Source organism: Edwardsiella tarda ATCC 15947 = NBRC 105688 (assembly GCF_003113495.2).
GTDB lineage: Bacteria > Pseudomonadota > Gammaproteobacteria > Enterobacterales > Enterobacteriaceae > Edwardsiella > Edwardsiella tarda.
Genome location: NZ_CP084506.1, coordinates 2,129,371 through 2,149,205, shown reverse-complemented (window position 1 = coordinate 2,149,205; position 19,835 = coordinate 2,129,371). Strand labels below are relative to the sequence as shown.

19 protein-coding genes are annotated in these 19,835 nt (G+C 59.9%); 11 read left to right on the top strand and 8 right to left on the bottom strand.

Annotation, left to right across the window (positions count from 1 at the left end; all coding sequences use genetic code 11):
• The first annotated feature begins 439 nt into the window (after window positions 1-439).
• Together DCL27_RS09975 and DCL27_RS09970 are read left to right on the top strand one after the other, a co-directional pair.
• Window positions 440-1,177, top strand: coding sequence for a phosphatase (locus DCL27_RS09975; RefSeq protein WP_035599160.1), 738 nt, complete (start codon window positions 440-442; stop codon window positions 1,175-1,177).
• A 52-nt stretch (window positions 1,178-1,229) separates the two neighbouring features.
• Window positions 1,230-1,805: a TorD/DmsD family molecular chaperone gene (locus DCL27_RS09970; RefSeq protein ID WP_005284815.1), complete on the top strand. Its 576-nt coding sequence runs from the start codon at window positions 1,230-1,232 to the stop codon at window positions 1,803-1,805.
• Between the two features lie 78 nt (window positions 1,806-1,883).
• On the opposite strand, the gene DCL27_RS09965 is transcribed toward DCL27_RS09970, so the two are convergent.
• Both DCL27_RS09965 and mdtH read right to left on the bottom strand, forming a co-directional pair.
• Window positions 1,884-2,447, bottom strand: coding sequence for a lipoprotein (locus DCL27_RS09965; RefSeq protein ID WP_005284817.1), 564 nt, complete (start codon window positions 2,445-2,447; stop codon window positions 1,884-1,886).
• A gap of 171 nt (window positions 2,448-2,618) precedes the next feature.
• Window positions 2,619-3,827 (bottom strand): multidrug efflux MFS transporter MdtH, encoded by a 1,209-nt coding sequence (mdtH, locus tag DCL27_RS09960; protein ID WP_005284822.1) that lies wholly within the window; start codon window positions 3,825-3,827, stop codon window positions 2,619-2,621.
• 326 nt (window positions 3,828-4,153) lie between these two features.
• On the opposite strand from mdtH, the gene rimJ reads away from it, so the two are divergent.
• The 3 genes from rimJ to murJ all read left to right on the top strand — a co-directional run bounded on the left by rimJ (window position 4,154) and on the right by murJ (window position 7,157).
• Window positions 4,154-4,738: a ribosomal protein S5-alanine N-acetyltransferase gene (gene rimJ, locus DCL27_RS09955; RefSeq protein ID WP_005293125.1), complete on the top strand. Its 585-nt coding sequence runs from the start codon at window positions 4,154-4,156 to the stop codon at window positions 4,736-4,738.
• Window positions 4,739-4,777: 39 nt separating this feature from the next.
• Window positions 4,778-5,434 (top strand): YceH family protein, encoded by a 657-nt coding sequence (locus tag DCL27_RS09950; protein ID WP_080582842.1) that lies wholly within the window; start codon window positions 4,778-4,780, stop codon window positions 5,432-5,434.
• A 184-nt stretch (window positions 5,435-5,618) separates the two neighbouring features.
• Window positions 5,619-7,157 (top strand): murein biosynthesis integral membrane protein MurJ, encoded by a 1,539-nt coding sequence (gene murJ / locus DCL27_RS09945; RefSeq protein WP_005284831.1) that lies wholly within the window; start codon window positions 5,619-5,621, stop codon window positions 7,155-7,157.
• A gap of 346 nt (window positions 7,158-7,503) precedes the next feature.
• On the opposite strand, the gene argS is transcribed toward murJ, so the two are convergent.
• Window positions 7,504-9,237: an arginine--tRNA ligase gene (gene argS / locus DCL27_RS09940; RefSeq protein ID WP_005284834.1), complete on the bottom strand. Its 1,734-nt coding sequence runs from the start codon at window positions 9,235-9,237 to the stop codon at window positions 7,504-7,506.
• 265 nt (window positions 9,238-9,502) lie between these two features.
• On the opposite strand from argS, the gene DCL27_RS09935 reads away from it, so the two are divergent.
• Window positions 9,503-10,066: a VOC family protein gene (locus DCL27_RS09935; protein ID WP_005284840.1), complete on the top strand. Its 564-nt coding sequence runs from the start codon at window positions 9,503-9,505 to the stop codon at window positions 10,064-10,066.
• Window position 10,067: 1 nt separating this feature from the next.
• Here DCL27_RS09935 and DCL27_RS09930 read toward each other — a convergent pair whose 3' ends face one another.
• Complete coding sequence (locus tag DCL27_RS09930; protein ID WP_005284843.1) at window positions 10,068-11,210, bottom strand: MalY/PatB family protein; 1,143 nt, start codon at window positions 11,208-11,210, stop codon at window positions 10,068-10,070.
• A gap of 247 nt (window positions 11,211-11,457) precedes the next feature.
• Between DCL27_RS09930 and cutC the strand changes: the two genes are divergently transcribed.
• A complete protein-coding gene (gene cutC, locus DCL27_RS09925; RefSeq protein ID WP_005293131.1) occupies window positions 11,458-12,255 on the top strand; it encodes a copper homeostasis protein CutC in 798 nt (265 codons plus the stop codon).
• An 86-nt stretch (window positions 12,256-12,341) separates the two neighbouring features.
• Here the strand turns inward: cutC and cmoB are convergent, their stop codons facing one another.
• Both cmoB and cmoA read right to left on the bottom strand, forming a co-directional pair.
• Window positions 12,342-13,313, bottom strand: coding sequence for a tRNA 5-methoxyuridine(34)/uridine 5-oxyacetic acid(34) synthase CmoB (cmoB, locus tag DCL27_RS09920; RefSeq protein ID WP_005293133.1), 972 nt, complete (start codon window positions 13,311-13,313; stop codon window positions 12,342-12,344).
• Window positions 13,310-14,080, bottom strand: a complete 771-nt coding sequence (cmoA, locus tag DCL27_RS09915) for a carboxy-S-adenosyl-L-methionine synthase CmoA (protein ID WP_005284859.1) — start codon at window positions 14,078-14,080, stop codon at window positions 13,310-13,312. The genes cmoB and cmoA overlap by 4 nt, the downstream gene beginning before the upstream one ends.
• 271 nt (window positions 14,081-14,351) lie before the next feature.
• On the opposite strand from cmoA, the gene DCL27_RS09910 reads away from it, so the two are divergent.
• The gene (locus DCL27_RS09910) at window positions 14,352-15,713 is read left to right on the top strand and encodes an amino acid permease (RefSeq protein WP_005284865.1); all 1,362 of its coding nucleotides are present in this window, start codon (window positions 14,352-14,354) and stop codon (window positions 15,711-15,713) included.
• 33 nt (window positions 15,714-15,746) lie between these two features.
• On the opposite strand, the gene DCL27_RS09905 is transcribed toward DCL27_RS09910, so the two are convergent.
• Together DCL27_RS09905 and DCL27_RS09900 are read right to left on the bottom strand one after the other, a co-directional pair.
• The gene (locus DCL27_RS09905) at window positions 15,747-16,142 is read right to left on the bottom strand and encodes an MAPEG family protein (RefSeq protein WP_005293138.1); all 396 of its coding nucleotides are present in this window, start codon (window positions 16,140-16,142) and stop codon (window positions 15,747-15,749) included.
• Window positions 16,143-16,272: 130 nt separating this feature from the next.
• Complete coding sequence (locus DCL27_RS09900; RefSeq protein ID WP_035600586.1) at window positions 16,273-17,094, bottom strand: DUF72 domain-containing protein; 822 nt, start codon at window positions 17,092-17,094, stop codon at window positions 16,273-16,275.
• A 171-nt stretch (window positions 17,095-17,265) separates the two neighbouring features.
• On the opposite strand from DCL27_RS09900, the gene DCL27_RS09895 reads away from it, so the two are divergent.
• The 3 genes from DCL27_RS09895 to nudB are packed head-to-tail and all read left to right on the top strand — an operon-like array spanning window position 17,266 to window position 19,764.
• Window positions 17,266-17,532, top strand: coding sequence for an FmdB family zinc ribbon protein (locus tag DCL27_RS09895; RefSeq protein WP_071523947.1), 267 nt, complete (start codon window positions 17,266-17,268; stop codon window positions 17,530-17,532).
• Window positions 17,533-17,557: 25 nt separating this feature from the next.
• A complete protein-coding gene (gene aspS / locus DCL27_RS09890; RefSeq protein ID WP_035600589.1) occupies window positions 17,558-19,333 on the top strand; it encodes an aspartate--tRNA ligase in 1,776 nt (591 codons plus the stop codon).
• Entirely contained in the window at window positions 19,333-19,764 is a 432-nt protein-coding gene (nudB, locus tag DCL27_RS09885; protein ID WP_035600592.1) for a dihydroneopterin triphosphate diphosphatase, read from the top strand. Before aspS ends, nudB begins: the two co-directional genes overlap by 1 nt.
• Window positions 19,765-19,835 lie beyond the last annotated feature (71 nt).

Sequence of the window (19,835 nt, the reverse complement as noted above, 5' to 3'; positions counted from 1 at the left end):
TTTTTGAAATGCCATTCACGATCGCCGAGGTCACCAGGCGCATATTTTGCCATTCGCGCGCACTGCTATAAACGACTAAGGCGGCGGTGCTGATAAATAAGATAACGAAAAGGCCCGCAACGGCTCTACGCAACGTTCTTTCGAGAATCATAGCGGCAACTCCCAATTAAAACCAGTGGGCCTGAAATAGAACGTCGCTACACGGTTACGCTACCGTTAGCAGTGAATACGCTATAGATAGTGGCATCATAAAACAAAGCGATAATATAAACAATGTGGCAAACAATGGGTTTAATCGTTGTACTAATAGGCGAAAAGAGGCACGAGGCGCGGGGGAGTGAGGGGCAGGGTATGAATCATGGCGCATTTTTTGTTACCGTAGACAGGTGATTTTGCCAGCGCGCGCGAGCGGCGCGCGGACACCCAGCAAGGAGAGATGATGTATCCCGTCGATTTACACATGCATACCGTCGCCAGCACCCATGCCTATAGCACGCTGCACGACTATATCGCCCAGGCGGCGGCACGTGGGCTACGGCTCTTCGCCATCACCGATCATGGCCCGGAGATGGCCGATGCCCCCCATCTCTGGCATTTTATGAACATGCGCGTTTGGCCACGCTGTGTCGATGGTGTTGGCATTCTGCGAGGGATCGAAGCCAACATCAAAAATGAACGTGGTGAGATCGACTGTCCGGGACGCATGTGGACGGAGATGGATCTGGTGATCGCCGGTTTTCATGAGCCGGTACTCGCCCCGCAGGATCGGGACTACCATACCAGCGCGTTATTGGCGCTGATGGCGCGCGGCGAGGTGGATATCATCTCTCATCCCGGCAATCATAAATATCCGATAGACATTCCCGCCGTCGCTCAGGCGGCGGCACGCTATGAGGTGGCGCTGGAGTTGAATAACTCCTCTTTTATCCATTCGCGTGTCGGGAGCGCCGACAACTGCCGCGCCATTGCGGCGGCGGTGCGCGATGCCGGTGGTTGGCTGTCACTGGGCTCCGATGCCCATATCGCCTTCGATATGGGGAACTTTAGCCACTGTATCTCGATCCTGAATGAGGTAAACTTCCCGCCGGAGCGGGTATTGAATGCTTCCGCGCGGCGTGTGCTCGACTTTTTACAGCGCCGAGGCCATCGCGCTATCCCCGAGTTTGCCGCGTGGTAACTCTCTAAATTTGTGACATTGTCACTTTGAACGATCGATTGCAGGAACGGATATGAACGAGTTTTCCATGGTATGTCGTCTGCTGGGTTCGCTGTTCGCCCGCCAGCCACAGGATCCCCTGTTGGATCCGCTGTTTACCCTGTTGCAGCAGAATCGTCTGGCGCAGCACTGGCCGTTGGAGCAGGAGGCATTGTTGACGCGTCTCCAGGCGGCGGCCACCGATCGTCAGGCATTGGCTCAGGATTATCAGGCGCTGTTCGGTGCGGATGGGGCGGTAGCGACTCAGCGCAGCGCCTATGTGGAAGGGGCCTGTGAGCAGCAGGTACGTGATTTCCTGCTACAGCGCGGCATGCCGTTGGGAAGCGGCGCAGCGGACAGTTTCGCCCAGTTGCTGCTGGCGGCTTCCTGGTTGGAAGATCAGGCGCAGAGCGATGAACTGCTGGCGCAGGCCAGCCTGTTCGATAGCTATCTGATGCCCTGGGCCGGGGCGTTTTTAGGCAAGGTTGAAGCGCATGCGCGCACGCCATTCTATCGTACGCTGGCGGAACTGGCGCGTGAGGCGTTGCAGGCGCTGCGTGACGATCTGGCGGAGGATGAGGACGTCGCTGACGAGGCGGGCGACGCCTAAACACCGTACCGATCTTACCGACGACAACGGCGCCCAAGGGCGCCGTTGTCATGATAGCCTGGCGATGCAGCGTGACGATCACTCCGTCAACGGGATCACCAGCTCGCCGGGTTTGACTTCGAGTCCCTTGGCCAGTTTACGCGCGATGGCCTCGGCATTGCTCTTCTCCGGGTTGAGCACGTAGGCCGGCTCCTGGTCGAAGTAGGTCCGCAGCGACTGGTTTAGATAGGGGGCCAGCGCCTTCATGATGGTCTCCATCTTCTGCGGTTGCACCTGGTAATCCACCAGCGTCAGATCGCGTAGGTAGATAGCCCCCTGTTCACGCTGATAGACCGGTTTGGCGCGCAAGGTTAGCGTCAACTCGCTCTGCTGGGGGCCGAGGATCGAGCTGATGGCGACGTTGGCATGGCCACTCAGGGTGATGGTGTTCGGCTCGCTACGCCCGATTTGGCTGCTGAGCTGGCTGAGGGTGATACGGGCATCCACCAAGCCGGGAACCCCGATCTGTTTTTCAAACTGGCTGTGTTTCTCCAGGTAGCTGTTAATCTGCTGCTCGCTGATGCTGTAACTGGTCAGCTTATTACAGGCGCTCAACAAGAGACCGGCCGCCAACAGGGCGGCGGTGAACCATAGTTTTTTCATTAATCAAGCCTCGGCGGCGGGAACAACCCGCAGGAAAAAATGCATTGTGACACAGCGCGCGCGGGGGAAACACCCGTGCCTGGAGAGGCGTATCATGCGCTAACTCCATGACAGCATACACCTTATGGCGCACGACGGGGATCGGATAAGGCCGAATCCCCGCCGCCGGGGTCAGCTGGAGCGCGGCTGACGGACCGCACAGGGCGCACGTAGGCTAAACTGCCAATACAGTATCGCTAAGGTCAATAGGCCGATCAGACCGAGCAAGGCCCACGGCAGTTCGGGCATGGCGAAGGAGCGCCCGAGGTCATACATCCAACCGCCACCGGTATAACCCAGGGCGCCCCCCAGCGCCAGACCCAGACGACTGAACCCCATGTAGCTGCCCCGCGCCCGCGCGTCGGCCAGCGAGGCGCTCAGGGTTTCCCGCGCCGGCTCGGCGATGATCGAACCGAGATAGAAGCAGCAGATCAGGGCGAACAGCGACGGGAGTGAGCCGCTGAGACCTACCGGGAACAGGCTTAGGGTCATCAGTAACAGACCAAACATCAGGCGCTGCTCCAACCGGAAGCGCTTCTCGCTCCAGCGGGCGATGGGATAGAGCAGCGTCAGCGATAGCGCCGCCTCGATGGCGTACATCCATTTAACGGCGCTTGGTCCACCGGCGATATCGTTGACGACGATCGGCAGCATCAACATCACTTGCACCGCTAACACGTAGTAGCCGGTCAGGGTGAGCACATAGGTGAGGAAGCGGCGATCGCGGATCACGCGTAGCATCCCTTCGCCGACCGGCGCACGGACCGTCGATAGGCGATAGGCGGGGAGCAGCCACGCGTTCCAGGCGGCGGCCAGCACGAAGATCAATGCGCCGGTCCAGCAGACATAGTGGAAGTCATAGGCCAATAGCCAGCTACCGATCAGCGCGCCGACCACCGCGCCGGCGCTATCTTGCATCATCAGCAACGAGTAGAAGCGCCCACGCTCATGGGGACGAGTCAGCTTGATCACCAAGGCCGTTCGCGGGGGATCGAACAACGTACCGCCGAGGGCGGAGAGGGCGCAGGAGGCCCATAGGATCCACGGCTCACTGGCGACCGCCATCGTGGCGAAGCCGGCGGCGCGTAGCAACATGCCGATGACGATCATCGGCTTAGCACCGACGCGATCGGCGATGGCACCGCCGAAAATGCCGAGCCCCTGTTGTAGCAGCTGACGGAGGCCGAGGGCGATACCGACCATCAGTGCCGCCCAACCTAATTGGTCGACAAAGCGGATAGAGATTAACGGGAATACGACAAAGAAACCGAGCACGACCAGTAGGTTATCGATCAGCAGAAAGTACTTTCCCGATCGCCTGGCCTGTAATACCAGCGACATGTTCCACCATTAAGCGTAAGCGCAAGTAAGAAATTGATACCGAGCGGTACTATTTTCGCCCGTTCTGGGCACTAATGACAGAGGAAGTCATAGAATGGCTGAATAAACAGTAAATTGTATTGTGGATTCAGAAAATTTTGGCATATAGCGTTAACTAGCCAGCAGAACCGAGAGAAATTGCTGACGGGGCGGCGCGTTTGGACATTATAACATCAGTCAATGACTTACCGCCGGAAGAGGGAGAGGTTATAGTAATCAGTAACAGCGTTCGCGGGCCACGCGCGGTGCGGCGCTATTCGATGAGGGCAACGCATACGGAGGGATGCATGTTTGGCTATGGCAACACGGGCCCTAAGGTCCACCTGACCACGGATCGGTTAGTCGTTCGTTTGGTAAGCGAGCGCGATGCCCACCGATTGGCGGATTACTACGCGGAAAATCGAGACTTCTTGCGTCCCTGGGAGCCGATACGCGATGAAAGCCACTGTTATCCTTCTGGTTGGCAGGCGCGCTTGTCGATGATCCGTGAACTCCAGAAGCAGGGCAGCGCCTTCTATTTTATTTTGCTGGGGCAAGATGAGCAGGAGGTGCGTGGGGTCGCCAACTTCAGCAACGTGCTGCGCGGCGCCTTTCATGCCTGTTTCCTCGGTTACTCTGTCGCGGCCAAGTGGCAGGGGCAGGGGATGATGTATGAGGGGTTGCAGTCGGCGATCCGTTATATGCAACGCCAGCAACGCATGCATCGCATTATGGCCAACTACATGCCCCATAATCAGCGCAGCGGCGCGCTACTGCAGCGCCTCGGCTTTGAAAAAGAGGGCTATGCTAAAAACTATTTATTAATCAATGGGAAGTGGCAGGATCACGTGCTGACCGCCTTGACTACCCCCGATTGGACGCCGGGGCGCTGATGCGGCCCCATGGCCGGGTTTACCAGGAGATAACCGCAGATGATTAAACATATTCTTTCCCCGATCGAGGCACGCGTCATCGGCTGCTTCCTTGAGAAGCAGGTCACGACGCCGGAACAGTATCCGTTATCGCTTAATGCCCTGACCACCGCCTGCAACCAGAAGACCAATCGAGAGCCGGTATTGGATCTGAGCGAAAGCGAGGTGCAGAACGCCCTGGATCTGTTGGTACGTAAGCATCAGATCCGTAGCATCAACGCCCCGGGCAGTCGCGTGGTGAAGTATGAACACCGCTTCTGCAACTCCGAGTTTGGCGATCTGCGCTTCAGCCCGGCGGAGGTCGCGCTGATCTGCTGCCTGTTACTGCGTGGTCCACAGACACCGGGAGAGCTGCGTACCCGTAGCAACCGGCTGTATGCCTTCGCCGATGTCAATGAGGCGGAGCAGGCGCTGAACCGCCTGGCGGAGCGTGAAGATGGCCCCTTCGTCGTGCGTCTGGCGCGTGAGCCGGGACGGCGAGAGAGTCGCTACGCGCATCTCTTCTGCGGCGAAGCGGCGATCGGGGCGGAGAGCGCCGCGGTAGATACAGCGAGTGCGGCGGTGGAGACGGATGAATTGAGCGCACGAGTCACGGCGCTGGAGTCGGAGGTCGCCGACTTGAAACGGCGTTTGGCGAGCCTGTTGTCCGACGAATAAACGGCGCGGGGCCCCGTCGTGGCCCCAGTCCTCTTCCCTCTGCGCAATATCGCGCCTAGCGTCTGAAATCCGAGCCTTTTGTTACATCCTGCACTGGCTATTCGTTCGGGGATAAGTAGACTAGTTGGCCTATTTCCACCCCGCCAGCGATGGACGGCGGGGCCGCAACCCTGACGATGAACCGATGAATCTACTTAAATCACTGGCTGCGGTCAGCTCGATGACCATGTTTTCGCGCGTGTTGGGCTTCGCCCGCGACGCGCTGGTAGCAAGGATCTTTGGTGCCGGGATGGCGACCGATGCCTTCTTTGTCGCCTTTAAACTGCCTAACCTTTTGCGGCGTATCTTCGCCGAGGGCGCCTTCTCTCAGGCATTCGTGCCGATTCTTGCGGAGTATAAGAACCAGCAGGGCGAGGAGGCGACGCGTACCTTCGTCGCCTATGTCAGCGGCCTGTTGACCCTGATCTTGGCGCTGGTGACCGTGGCGGGGATGGTGGCCGCCCCCTGGGTCATCTATGCCACCGCTCCCGGCTTCGCCGATACGCCGGATAAGTTTGCGCTGACCAGTGCGCTGCTGCGCATTACCTTTCCCTATATTCTGTTGATCTCGCTGGCTTCGATGGCCGGCGCGGTGCTGAATACCTGGAACCGCTTCTCGGTACCGGCCTTTGCCCCGACGTTGCTTAACGTCAGCATGATCGGTTTCTCGCTGTTCGCCGCGCCCTATTTCCATCCGCCGGTGTTGGCGCTGGCGTGGGCGGTGCTGGTGGGGGGCGTCTTGCAACTGGGTTATCAGTTGCCGCACTTGAAGAAGATCGGCATGTTGGTCTTGCCGCGCATCAATCTGCACGATCGGGGTGTCTGGCGAGTGCTTAAGCTGATGGGGCCGGCGATCGTCGGGGTCTCCGTGAGCCAGATATCCCTGATCATCAATACCATCTTCGCCTCTTTTTTGGTCTCCGGCTCGGTCTCCTGGATGTATTACGCCGACCGGCTGATGGAGTTGCCCTCGGGTGTCCTCGGGGTTGCGCTGGGAACGATCCTGCTGCCCTCGCTGGCGAAGAGCTTCTCCTCGGGGCGGCTGGACGACTATAACCGCCTGCTCGACTGGGGGCTGCGCCTCTGTTTCCTGCTGGCCTTACCCTGTGCCGTGGCGCTCGGCGTGATCGCTAAGCCGTTGACGGTGGCGCTATTCCAATACGGTAAATTCAACGCCTTTGATGCGGCGATGACGCAGCGTGCCTTGGTCGCCTATTCGGTGGGATTACTGGGGATCATCATGGTCAAGATCTTGGCACCGGGTTTTTACTCACGCCAGGACATCAAGACACCGGTCAAGATCGCCATCGTGACGCTGATCCTGACCCAAGTGATGAACCTGATCTTCATCGGTCCGCTGAAGCACGCCGGGCTCTCGCTCTCTATCGGCTTGGCCGCCTGCCTCAATGCCGGTTTGCTCTACTGGCAGCTGCGCCGTCAGAAGTTGTTCACGCCGTTGGCCGGTTGGTTGGGCTTCCTGTTGAAGCTGTTGGCGGCGGTGTTGGTGATGGCGGCCGTCTTGGTCGGCATGATGTGGTGGATGCCCGCCTGGGATGTCGGCGGCATGCCTTATCGCCTGTTGCGGCTGATGGGGCTGGTGATCGCCGGTGCCGCCAGCTACTTTGCGGTATTGGCGCTACTGGGTTTCCGCCTGCGCGACTTTACCCGTAGCGCGGTGTTATAACGCCTATCCGCGCTCGGCATTTCCTCAGCGCGTCACGCGCGCCACGGCGGCGCTAGGTTCGGTGCGCGCCGACTCCCCGGCATTGCCGGGGATTTTTTTTCCCCGCATCGTTCATCGGATCACGGCGCGACCTTGGCGATGCTGTCGCGCGGCACAGACTCACCCTGCCAGGCGTGATCTGCCCCGCTGGCGTCGGCGGCGGATCGCTTTGCTCGCTCGGCTCGATAGGGGGCGGTATCGGGAGGCGGCGATCGGCCTAAACCGCCATGCCCGGACGCCGGGCGGCGAATAAAAAAGCCACCGGCTAGACAGCGGGTGGCTTGCGATGCGGCATATGCCTAGGCGGTTACATACGCTCGACGGTCTTGATACCCAGGGTATCCAGGCCGGTTTTCAGCGTGCGTGCCGTTAAGGCGGCCAGCTTCAGGCGGCTGGCGCGGACGTGCTCGTCGTCGGCGTTGAGGATCGGACAGGCCTCGTAGAAGCTGGAGAACAACCCGGCGACCTCATACAGGTAGGCACACATGACGTGCGGGGTGCCCTCGCGCGCCACCGTCAGGATGGTCTCCTCAAACTGCATCAGGCGAGTCGCCAGCGCCTTCTCACGCTCCTCTGTCAGGATGACGGCACCGCTGAGGCTGTTCTCATCGATACCCGCGCGTTTGAAGATGGAGGCCACGCGGGTGTAGGCATACTGCATATAGGGGGCGGTATTGCCCTCGAAGGCCAGCATATTGTCCCAGTCGAAGATATAGTCGGTGGTGCGGTTCTTGGAGAGATCCGCATACTTGACTGCGCCGATACCGACCACTTCCACCAGCTCTTTCAGCTCGTCGCCACTCAGCTCGGGGTTCTTGTCGGCGATCAGCTTGGCGGCGCGCTCGGTGGCTTCATCCAGCAGATCGGCCAGCTTGATGGTGCCGCCGGCGCGGGTCTTGAACGGTTTACCGTCCTTGCCCAACATCATGCCGAACATGTGGTGCTCCAGACTGACGGATTCCGGGACATAACCCGCCTTGCGCACGATGGCCCAGGCTTGCATCAGATGCTGATGCTGGCGTGAGTCGATATAGTAGAGGATACGATTGGCGCCGAGTGTCTCGTAGCGATATTTGGCGCAGGCGATGTCGGTGGTGGTGTACAGGTAGCCGCCGTCCTTCTTCTGGACGATGACCCCCATCGGCTCACCTTCTTTATTCTTGAACTCGTCGAGGAACACCACGGTGGCGCCTTCGCTCTCCGTCGCCAGTCCTTTGGCCTTCAGATCGGCCACGATGCCCGGCAGCATCGGGTTGTACAGGCTCTCGCCCATCACATCGTCATCGGTCAGGGTGACGTTCAGACGATCGTAGTTGCGCTGGTTCTGGCGCATGGTGATGTCGACCAGCTTACGCCACATCTCACGGCAGTATTCGTCACCGCCCTGCAGCTTGACCACGTAACCGCGTGCGCGTTCGGCGAAGGCGGCGTCTTCATCATAGTGCTTCTTGGCTTCACGGTAGAAGGCTTCCAGATCGGCCAGGGCCATCTCGCCAGCCTGACTTTCGCTTTGCACCCTTTCCAGATAGGCGATCAGCATGCCGAACTGGGTACCCCAGTCGCCGACATGGTTGGCACGAATGACGTTATGACCGAGGAACTCCAGGGTGCGTACCGCGGCATCGCCGATGATGGTGGAACGCAGATGACCGACGTGCATCTCTTTGGCGACGTTTGGGGCAGAGTAGTCCACGACGATGGTCTGCGGCGCGACGCGAGCGACGCCCAGGCGTGGATCCGCCAGTGCGGCATCGACCTGGTCAGCCAGCCAGGCGGCGTCGAGGAAGATATTGATGAAACCCGGGCCGGCAATCTCTACCTTGCTGGCGATCCCATCCAGGGCCAGATTGGCCACCACCTGCTCGGCGAGTTGGCGTGGAGGCATAGCCATTTTTTTCGCCGCCGCCATGATGCCATTGGCCTGATAGTCGCCGAACTGGACTTTGGCGGAAGGACGAACCAGGGCCTCGCTGTCGGCCGGCGCACCGGCTGCAACCAGCGCCTGAGTGACTTTATCTGAAATAAGTGCCTGAATATTCACAGGGTTACCTTAAGCTGTTCGCACCGGTCGCCGTGGGCGCCGGCATCGTGAATGTGAAAACCGAATCCTAACCGCCGAATGATATGATGCGACGGAAAACAGCCGGCCATTATAGGTGAAATCACTACTGCCGTCAGCACCTGTGCGCCTTTCCCTGTGGGGGCACGCGTGGGGGATGGATGTGGCGCGCGCGGCGCGGTAGAGTACGCGCCTCGGTTTTGGCGTCGCCGTCAGGGGCGATGCACCTATCATTACGGGAGAGGGCATGAATAACTTAGCCGATATCGACGAGCTACAGGAGTTAGCGGCGGATCTGACGCGTTTCGAAGCGGCATTAACGGCGCTGGCGGACTCACTGTCGCTGGATCTGGCACGTTTCACGGCGGATCACATTTCGCTGCGTTGCAACGAACGGGAGACCGCCGAGCGCTGGCGGCGTGGCTTCCTGCGTTGCGCCACGTTGCTGGCCGAGAATCCGATCAATGGCCGCCCGATCTGTCTATTCGATCTGGCGCAACCGTTGCGCGTCGGGCCTTGGTCGATCGACTGTGTCGAGCTGCCGTATCCGGGGGCGAAGCGCTACCCGCATCAGGGCTGGCAGCATGTGGAGCTGGTCTTGGCGGGCGATCCGGCCACGCTGCATAGCCGTGCCCTGGCATTGCTGCCGGATGAGGGGTTGCTCGCGCCGGGGATCAGCCTCACCTTTAGCCACCCGCAGGGCGAAGGCGAGCGCTTGCCCAATCCGACGCTCGCCGTCGGTGATCGGCTGACGACGATCAAGTTTCACCCCTATACCTTGCGGGCGATCGTCGCCAGCGAGCGCGCCTAACCTAGAGCGTGGCGATGGCCTGCGCCATACGATCCAGCGCCTGATCGAGCAGGGCGCGCCGACAGCCGAAGTTGAGGCGCACGAAGCGTGGCGCGCCGAAGTCGGCCCCGTCGGAGAGCCCGACCCCCGCGCGCTCGAAGAACGCCTGCGGTTGCTCGACGGGCAGGGCGCTGGCATCGATCCAGGCCAGGTAGCTCCCCTCGACGCTGACGGTACGTAGCCCCGGCATGGCGTTGATGCGCGCGCTAAGGTGATCGCGATTGGCGCGCAGATAGTCCAACTGTGCATCCAGCCAGGGTTGGCCGTGGCGATAGGCGGCCTCAGCGGCGACGAAGGCCAGGATATCGACTTGCGGAACGATGCCGGTACGTGCCGCGATAAAGCGGCTACGCAGCTGGGCATCGGGGATGATGGCGACGGAGGCGCCGAGGCCGGCGATGTTAAAGGTCTTGGAGGGCGCCATCAGCGTCACGCTGCGCCGTTCGGCATCGGAACTCAGCGCGGCGATCGGCGTGTGGCGTACGCCCGGCTCCAGCAGGAGATCGCAGTGGATCTCGTCGGAACAGATCAGCAGGTCGTGGCGTTGGGCGAAGGCTAACTGTGCCGCCAACTCCTCGCGCCGGTAGACCGTTCCCCCCGGGTTCTGTGGGTTACACAGCATCAATAGCCGTTCCTGTCCGCTCATTCCCGCTTCGGCCGCCGCCAGATCGACCACCCAACGCCCGTCACGCAAGGTGAGTGGCATCGCCGTCTGGCTACGCCCGGCCAGGTGGGCCGACTTCATGAAAGGGGGGTAGATAGGGTGAGGGGCCAAGGTGCCTTGATCCGCGGCGGTCAGGGCGCGCACCGTGAGGTTAAGACCACAGACTAATCCCGGCAGGAACACCAGCCAGTCGGGTTGGATGGTCCACTGATAACGTTGCGCCATGCGCTCGACAAACAGGGCGATCAGCGACGCGGGCGGCGCGCCGTAGCCGAATACGCCGTGCGCCACCCGCTGTTGCAAGGCCTCGATGACGGCCGGTGGCGAGCGGAAGTCGGTATCGGCGACCCACAGTGGAATTGTGTCCTGTCCCGCATATTTGCCCCATTTCTCGCTGTCACTGTGACGGCGGTCGATCACTTCATCGAAATTAAATGTCATCACTATTATCCTTTAGTAGGCTAATTGCATCCTTCAGGCTGCAACCGGTTACTTTTCTGTTGCGCCATGATCTTGCCAGTCGGCTGTGTGCGTCGGGTGGCGAATTTATCATCACGCGCATGGGGGAAAAACTCAAACGCTATAGGGAACAGACTAGGCGAGGCGTGGGGTGATCCTCAATATTGGCTGCATGGGTATGAGTATTTTTCATCTCGGCGCCCTTTTGGCTGTTGATTCGGAGGTTGGAATGGTGAAGTTAGAAGTCTGTTGCTACTCGTTGGCGTGTGCCGAGGCCGCTCAGGCGGCGGGGGCCGATCGTATCGAGCTGTGTGCCAGTCAGCAGGATGGGGGGATCACCCCCAGTTACGGCACCTTGGTGGGGTGCCGTGAGCAGGTGAGCATCCCGGTGCATCCGATCATTCGTCCACGCGGCGGCGATTTTTGCTATAGCGATAGCGAGTTTGCCTTGATGAAGCGTGATCTGGCGTTGGTACGCGATCTGGGGTTTCCCGGTGCGGTGATCGGCTTATTGGATGAAGAGGGGCATATCGATCTGCATCGTATGCGCCAGCTCATGACGCTGGCCGGGCCGATGGCCATCACCTTTCATCGAGCCTTCGACATGTGTGCCAATCCGATGTTGGCCTTGGCGCAGCTAACCGATTTAGGGGTGGCGCGTATCTTGACGTCGGGTCAACAACAGAGCGCCGAAGCGGGTTTGCCGCTGTTGCGTCAGTTGCATCAAGCCAGCCAGGGGCCGTTGATCATGGCCGGAGCCGGGGTACGCCTGTCCAACTTGCATAAGTTCGTGGAGATCGGCCTGCATGAGGTGCATACCTCGGCGGGTCATTGCGTGCCGTCGACGATGCGTTATCGCAAGGCGGGCGTGAGTATGAGCCATGCAGAGAATGACGAATTTTGCCACTATTGCGTGGACAGCGGCATGGTCGAGGCGATGAAGGCGGCATTGCAGATGATGCCGGAAGCCTGTGTCGCCGCAGAGTCGCATCCGCTCTCCACGCCCTGTAGTCGCCATCTCCAGTAGAAGTCAGTACGAACTTGTAGCGGAGGGTTCGCTCACTCATCAAGCCCCATCCCTTGTGGTTGGGGCTTTTTTCTGCGCCGCTCGCCTTAGGGCTTGCGGGCGATGAAGGCGGCGCGCAGCGGGGCCGGATAGCCTTCACAGGTCTTCCGGGCGTCGTGCGGGTCGAGGAATTCGGCCAGAGACTCGCTGGTCATCCAGCTCGTACGGCGCTGCTCTTCGACACGAGTCGGGCATTGATCGACCAGGCGGACGTCACAGAAACCGCACTTCTCTAGCCAGGTGATCAACATGGCGGCCGAGGGAATGAAGTAGACGTTGCGCATCTGCGCGTAGCGCTCGCCGGGGACCAACACCTGCTGGGCATCACCCTCGATCACCAGCGTCTCCAGCAGCAGTTCGCCGCCGCTGACCAACTGATCCTTGAGTTGATACAGATGATCGAGCGGTGAACGGCGGTGATAGAGCACCCCCATCGAGAAGACGGTGTCGAAGGCACCCAGTGCCGGTAGTTGTTCGATGCCTAGGGGCAGCAGATGGGCGCGTTGGTCGCCGCCGAGCAGTTTGCGTACCGCCTCGAACTGGCACAGGAACAGTTGCATCGGGTCGATCCCCACCGCCAAATGCGCGCCGGCGCCCACCATGCGCCATAGGTGATAGCCGCTACCGCAGCCGACATCGAGGATGGTCCGCCCGGCCAGCGGCGACAGATGCGGCAGTACGCGCTGCCATTTCCAATCCGAGCGCCACTCCGTATCGATGTGAATGCCATACAGATCGAATGGCCCCTTACGCCAGGGCATCAACGCGCGTAACATCTTTTCGATACCGATGCGTTGCCCTTCGCTCAGCGGTTGCTCCGCCTCGGCGTGTACGCCATGCAGTAGATCCAGGTGGTAGGGCGTCAGTTCAGGCAGCCGCTCTACCGCGTTGTTCCAGTCGCGGAAGTAACCGTGCAGGGAGTCACGCTGCCAGGCCGCCAACTGGGCCGGTAGCACCTCCAACCATTTACTCAGCGGCCCGTGGGCGATTTGGGCGTAGAAGTTGCCGAAGTCGATCATTCCTGGGTCTCCTTGATGGCCAGTAGCGAACCAAAGTTAAAGCACTGGAACCAGGTCTCGGCGTGCTGGAAGCCTGCCTGGTGCAGGCGCTGTTTGTGAGTCTCGACGCTATCCGTCAGCATCACGTTCTCCAACATGCTGCGCTTCTGGCTGATCTCCAGCTCGCTGTAACCGTTGGCACGCTTGAAGTCATGGTGCATATCGAACAGCAGTTCGCCGACGGTGGTGTCGGCGAAGTTAAACTTCTCCGACAATACCAGCGCACCGCCCGGCAGCAACCCCTGGTAGATCCGATCCAGCAGGATCTGGCGATCGTCCGGGGCGAGAAACTGCAAGGTAAAGTTCAGCACTACCAGCGAGGCATTCTCGATGGCGACATCGCGGATGTCGGCTTCCAACACCTGAACCGGCGTTGGGCTACGGAAGGCATCGATGTGACGGCGGCAACGGCTGACCATCGCCGGTGAGTTATCGATGGCGATGATCTCGCATCCCTCGGCCTGAATATTGCGGCGCATGGAGAGGGTAGCGGCCCCCAGAGAGCAGCCGAGATCATACACCCGCGTTCCCGGCAGGACGAAGCGCTGCGCCAGCATACCGATCATGGCGATGATGTTGGAGTAGCCAGGCACCGAACGCTGGATCATGTCGGGAAACACTTCGGCCACGCGTTCATCAAAGGTCCAGTCGCCCAGCTTGGCGATCGGGGCGGAAAATAGCGTGTCGCGCCCGGCGCACGGTGCGGGATTTTTATCGCAGTCAGACATAGCGGATGTAGGGAGTTTCAATAAGGGGCGCATAGTTTAGCAGAAGATGGCCGCCGTCGGCTATGCGCCATTTCGCCTTGTCGACGGACACCTCACCGACGGTACGCTCGCTGAATATTCCGCCAGCAGTCAGCGGGCTAGCATGATATTTATCTTGATTGCAATAGTTTGCAGTGATACAAATCGCCGCGCGTTGTAAATAAAATAATACGATACGCCACGGAGATCGCGCTTCAGAGAGCCACCATGACGCTATCGCACAGAGGAAAAAATGGGCGATTCGCAGCACAGTAGTACCACCCTGGAGAGGGGATTAAAAAACCGACATATTCAACTGATCGCCCTCGGCGGCGCCGTCGGTACCGGGCTGTTTCTCGGCATCGGTCCGGCGATCCAGTTGGCCGGGCCAGCCGTATTGTTGGGCTATGCCCTCGGCGGGGTGATCGCTTTTTTCATTATGCGTCAACTGGGTGAGATGGTGGTTCAGGAGCCGGTGGCGGGCTCCTTCGCCCACTTTGCGCACTGCTACTGGGGGCCGTTCGCCGGCTTCGTCTCCGGCTGGAACTATTGGGTTATGTTCGTGTTGGTCGGCATGGCCGAGCTGACCGCCGCCGGGATCTACATGCAATATTGGTGGCCGGAGGTGCCGACCTGGATCTGGGCCACGCTGTTCTTTGTGCTGATCAACGCGCTGAATATGGTCAACGTGCGCCTGTATGGCGAAACCGAATTCTGGTTCGCCCTGATCAAGGTGGCCGCGATCCTGGGGATGATCGCCTTCGGTAGCTGGTTGCTGCTCTCCGGCGAGGCGGGACCGCAGGCCGGGCTCGATAACCTCTGGCGTCACGGTGGCTTCCTGGCACACGGCTGGGGGGGATTAGTGATGGCGCTGGCGGTGATCATGTTCTCGTTCGGTGGATTGGAGCTGATCGGTATCACCGCCGCCGAGGCCAGCGAGCCGCGTAAGAGTATCCCCAAGGCGACCAATCAGGTGGTCTACCGTATCCTGATCTTCTATATCGGTTCTCTGCTGGTGCTGCTGATGCTGTACCCCTGGCCACAGATCGACGCGGCGAGTAGCCCGTTTGTGATGATCTTCGCCCATCTGAATAGCGGGACGGTGGCGGCGGCACTCAACGTGGTGATCCTGACGGCCGCGTTATCGGTCTACAACAGCTGCGTCTACTCGAATAGCCGTATGCTGTATGGGCTGTCGCTGCAAGGCCATGCCCCGCATTGGCTTACTCGGATTAGCCGCCGTGGTATCCCGCTGCGCTCGATCGCCTTATCGGGTTTGACTACCTCACTGGTGATCCTGATCAACTACCTGATGCCGGGTAAGGCGTTTGCGTTGTTGATGGCGCTGGTGGTTTCGACGCTGGTGATTAACTGGGTGATGATCTGCATGGCGCACCTCAAGTTTAAGGCGGCGATGAACCGTCAGGGCGTGGTGACCCATTTTCGTGCGCTGTGGTATCCCTATGGCAACTACCTCTGTTTGGCCTTTCTAGGCCTGATCTTGGTGATCATGGCGTTGACGCCCGCCATCCGCATCTCGGTGCTGTTGCTACCGCTATGGCTCGGGGTGTTGTGGGGCGGATTTTGCCTGGCGCGCAGGCCGCGTCGGGACTAAGGTGCGAACCCGGCGATCCCGCCGGGACGCCGGTTAATCGCCGAGCAACATTTGCCCCCAGGGGAGATAATAGAGGTTAGCCAATACCATCAGCAGCAGGGCGAGGTAAGTGGCACTCATTCCGGAGCGGCGCCAATGCATCTCGTGTTGGCGCAATCCCCAGGCGTGCATGATACGCCCCAGGATCAGCAGTATTCCACACAGATGCACCATCCATACTCGGGCACCGTTCATCTCCATCATCACCAGCAGGATGGCGGCGATGGGGATGTATTCCACGGCGTTGCCGTGGATGCGGATGGCGGTCTGTAACTCATAGAAGCCGCCATCGCCATAGCTGACGCGATAGAGCATGCGCAGCCGTACTACCTGCCAAGAAAACGTGACTAATAATAGTGCGCCAAGCACAACATAAAGCGCGCTTATCATTCTCTTAAGCTCCATAGTCTTAATCGTATGAACTGGTAAATGATAGCCGTAGCACAGAGGAATGTCCTGACTAATCTGTTGAGGTATGTCGATTTTTTTACTGTAGCCTACGTTTAATCCGCCTCACTGTTCAGAACAGCGCCGCCTGCTGCGGCCAATCGGGGCGCGCGGGCAGTCCGGCGACATCGGCCTGCGCCAGGGCACGCCATAACGCCTGCGCCTGTTGCGGCGCGTCGCGGCAGTCCGGGGTATGGATAAACAGATAGGGGGTGCCCTCTTGGCTCCAGCGCTGGAGCGGTGCTAGCCAGGGCTGCAACCACTCGCGATTAGCCGCTAGATCGTCGCCGCCGACGAAGCGCACCATTGGCTGACTGCCGCTCATCACCACGTGTACTGGTAATTGCGGCTTCTTGCGCTGTGCCTCGCGCACGGCGTGGCTGTCGGGACGGGCATGGTGTACCGGGCGACTGTCGAGGATGACGCGGTTGATCGCGCGTTGGCGCAGCCCGTGATTAAGCGAGCGCTCGGCCTCACCCTTGGCGAAGAAGGCTGGATGGCGAACCTCGACGCCATACTGGAAGCCACGTGGCAAGGCGTCGAGAAAGTGCCACAGACGCGGCAGATGCTCCGGGCCACAGGCCGCCGGCAGTTGTAGCCAAAGTTGCCCTAGGCGGCCATCCAGAGGTTGCAGCGCACGGTAAAAAGCGCCAATCTGTTGATCGCAATGCAGGAGTGCCGCCTGGTGACTGATGGCGGAAGGAAATTTGAAGCAGAAACGAAAGTGGTCGTGGGTCATGGCGCGCCAGCGCTGCACCAACTCGGGTGCTGGCAGGGCATAGAAGGTGGTGTTGCCTTCGACGCAGTTAAAGTAACGGCTATAGTCGGCTAAGTCGTGCAGACCGATCTTCGCCCAGGCGGCATGCTGCCACTGCGGCAGCCCATAGTAGAACATCCGTTGGCTCCATAATGAACACGCCTGAAATATAACATAAAGCTAACAAGTTAGGCAGAGGGGGAAGGGTGGTGAGAAACAGTGCAAAGTGCGCGCGCGCTCTTATCGCAGCGGGGAATTTCCAGTATAATAGCCCCCTTTTTTCATCAAGCATGTAAATCCGCCTGAGCTATGCCGATCTACGAATACGTTTGTAGCGACTGCAATCATCATCTTGAGAAGTTGCAAAAAATGTCCGATGCACCGCTGGTCGATTGCCCGGCGTGCGGTCATCCTGCCTTGAAAAAACAGATTTCAGCCGCCGGTTTCCAGTTAAAGGGAAACGGCTGGTACGCGACCGATTTTAAGCCACGTACCGACAAAACACCGTCTTCAACAGAGCGCTGCGCAGGCAGCACGTGTCCGGCCGGTTGTCCGGGCGCGGCGTCGGCAAAATAAATTAAGCAAGCCAAAGGATATCGTTATGCGTACTAATTATTGCGGGCAGTTGAATCTGTCCCATGTGGGCCAGGAAGTGACCCTGTGCGGTTGGGTACATCGCCGCCGCGACCTGGGTGGTCTGATCTTCATCGATCTGCGTGACCGCGAAGGGGTGGTGCAGGTGTTCTTTGATCCGGATCATCAGGATGCTTTCCGTCAGGCCTCTGAGCTGCGTAACGAGTTTTGCGTGCAGATCACCGGCACCGTGCGTGCTCGCCCGGAGAGTCAGCGTAACAGCGATATGCCGACCGGGGAGATCGAAGTCTTTGGCCATGGCCTGACCCTCATCAACCGCGCCGAGCCGCTGCCGCTGGACTTTAACCAGACTAACAGCGAAGAGAATCGCCTGAAGTACCGCTACCTGGATCTGCGTCGTCCGGAGATGGCTGCGCGTCTGAAGACCCGCGCCAAGATCACCGCATTCGTGCGTCGTTTCATGGATAACCACGGCTTCCTGGATATCGAAACCCCGATGCTGACCAAGGCGACGCCGGAAGGGGCGCGTGACTACCTGGTGCCGAGCCGAGTCCATAAGGGCAAATTCTACGCGTTGCCGCAGTCTCCGCAGCTGTTTAAGCAGTTGCTGATGATGTCCGGTTTCGACCGTTACTATCAGATCGTCAAATGCTTCCGCGACGAAGACCTGCGTGCCGACCGCCAGCCGGAATTCACCCAGATCGATGTGGAAACCTCCTTCATGAGCGCCGAGCAGGTGCGTGAAATCATGGAAGAGCTGGCCCGTGCGCTGTGGCTGGAGATCAAAGGCGTCGATCTGGGCGACTTCCCGGTGATGACCTTCGCCGAGGCGATGCGCCGTTTCGGCTCCGATAAGCCGGATCTGCGTAACCCGCTGGAGCTGGTGGACGTGGCCGATCTGGTTAAAAACGTCGATTTCAAAGTCTTCTCTGGCCCGGCCAACGACGCCAAGGGCCGCGTTATCGCGCTGCGTGTACCGGGTGGCGCCAGCCTGACCCGTAAGAACATCGACGAGTACGGTCAGTTCGTCGGCATCTATGGCGCCAAGGGGCTGGCCTGGATGAAGGTCAACGACCGTGCCGCCGGGATGGATGGCGTGCAGAGCCCGATCGCTAAGTTCCTCAACGCCGAGGTGCTGGAAGGTATCCTGGCGCGTTGCGCGGCCGAGAGCGGCGACATCATCTTCTTCGGCGCCGATAGCGCCAAGGTGGCTACCGATGCCATGGGCGCTCTGCGCCTGAAGGTGGGTCGTGACCTGAAACTGACCGACGAAACCCGTTGGGCCCCGCTGTGGGTGATCGACTTCCCGATGTTCGAAGAGGACGGCGAAGGCGGTCTGGCGGCGATGCACCATCCGTTTACCTCACCGCGTGATATCAGTCCGGAAGCACTGAAGGCCAATCCGGTCGGTGCGATCGCCAACGCTTACGACATGGTGATGAACGGTTACGAAGTGGGCGGCGGCTCGGTGCGTATTCACAACGGTGCCATGCAGTCGGCGGTATTCGACATTCTGGGCATCAACGAGCAGGAGCAGCGCGAGAAGTTCGGCTTCCTGCTGGATGCCCTGAAGTATGGCACCCCACCGCATGCCGGCCTGGCCTTCGGTCTGGACCGTTTGGTGATGTTGCTGACCGGCACGGAGAATATCCGTGACGTGATCGCCTTCCCGAAAACGACCGCCGCCGCCTGTCCGCTGACCGATGCGCCGAGCCGCGCCAACCCGGCCGCGTTGCAGGAGCTGTCCATCGCCGTCAGCCTGAAACAGGGTGACGACGAGTAATGGCTTATAAGCGTCCGGAATCCGTGCTGGTGGTGATCTATGCGCGCCAGAGCGGACGGGTGCTGATGTTGCAGCGGCGCGATGACCCCGATTTTTGGCAGTCGGTTACCGGCAGCCTGGAAGCGGGGGAGTTGGCGCCGCAAGCCGCGCAGCGTGAAGTAAAGGAAGAAGTGGGAATCGACATCGTCGACGAGCATTTGACGCTGACGGACTGCCAGCGTTGCGTGGAGTTTGAGCTGTTCGCGCACCTGCGTCGGCGTTATGCGCCTGGGGTGACGCGCAATCTGGAGCATTGGTTTTGCTTGGCCTTGCCTGACGAGCGGGCGATCCCGCTGAGCGAACATCTGGCTTACCGCTGGATGGACGCCGCCGCCGCCGAGCTGACCAAGTCCTGGAGCAACCGCCAGGCGATCGAACAGTTCGTACCTTGATTACCTGCCTGTCCGGGCGGCCATGCTGGCCGTCTGGCTTGTTGACAGGCGTTTGCATATTGACTATTTAG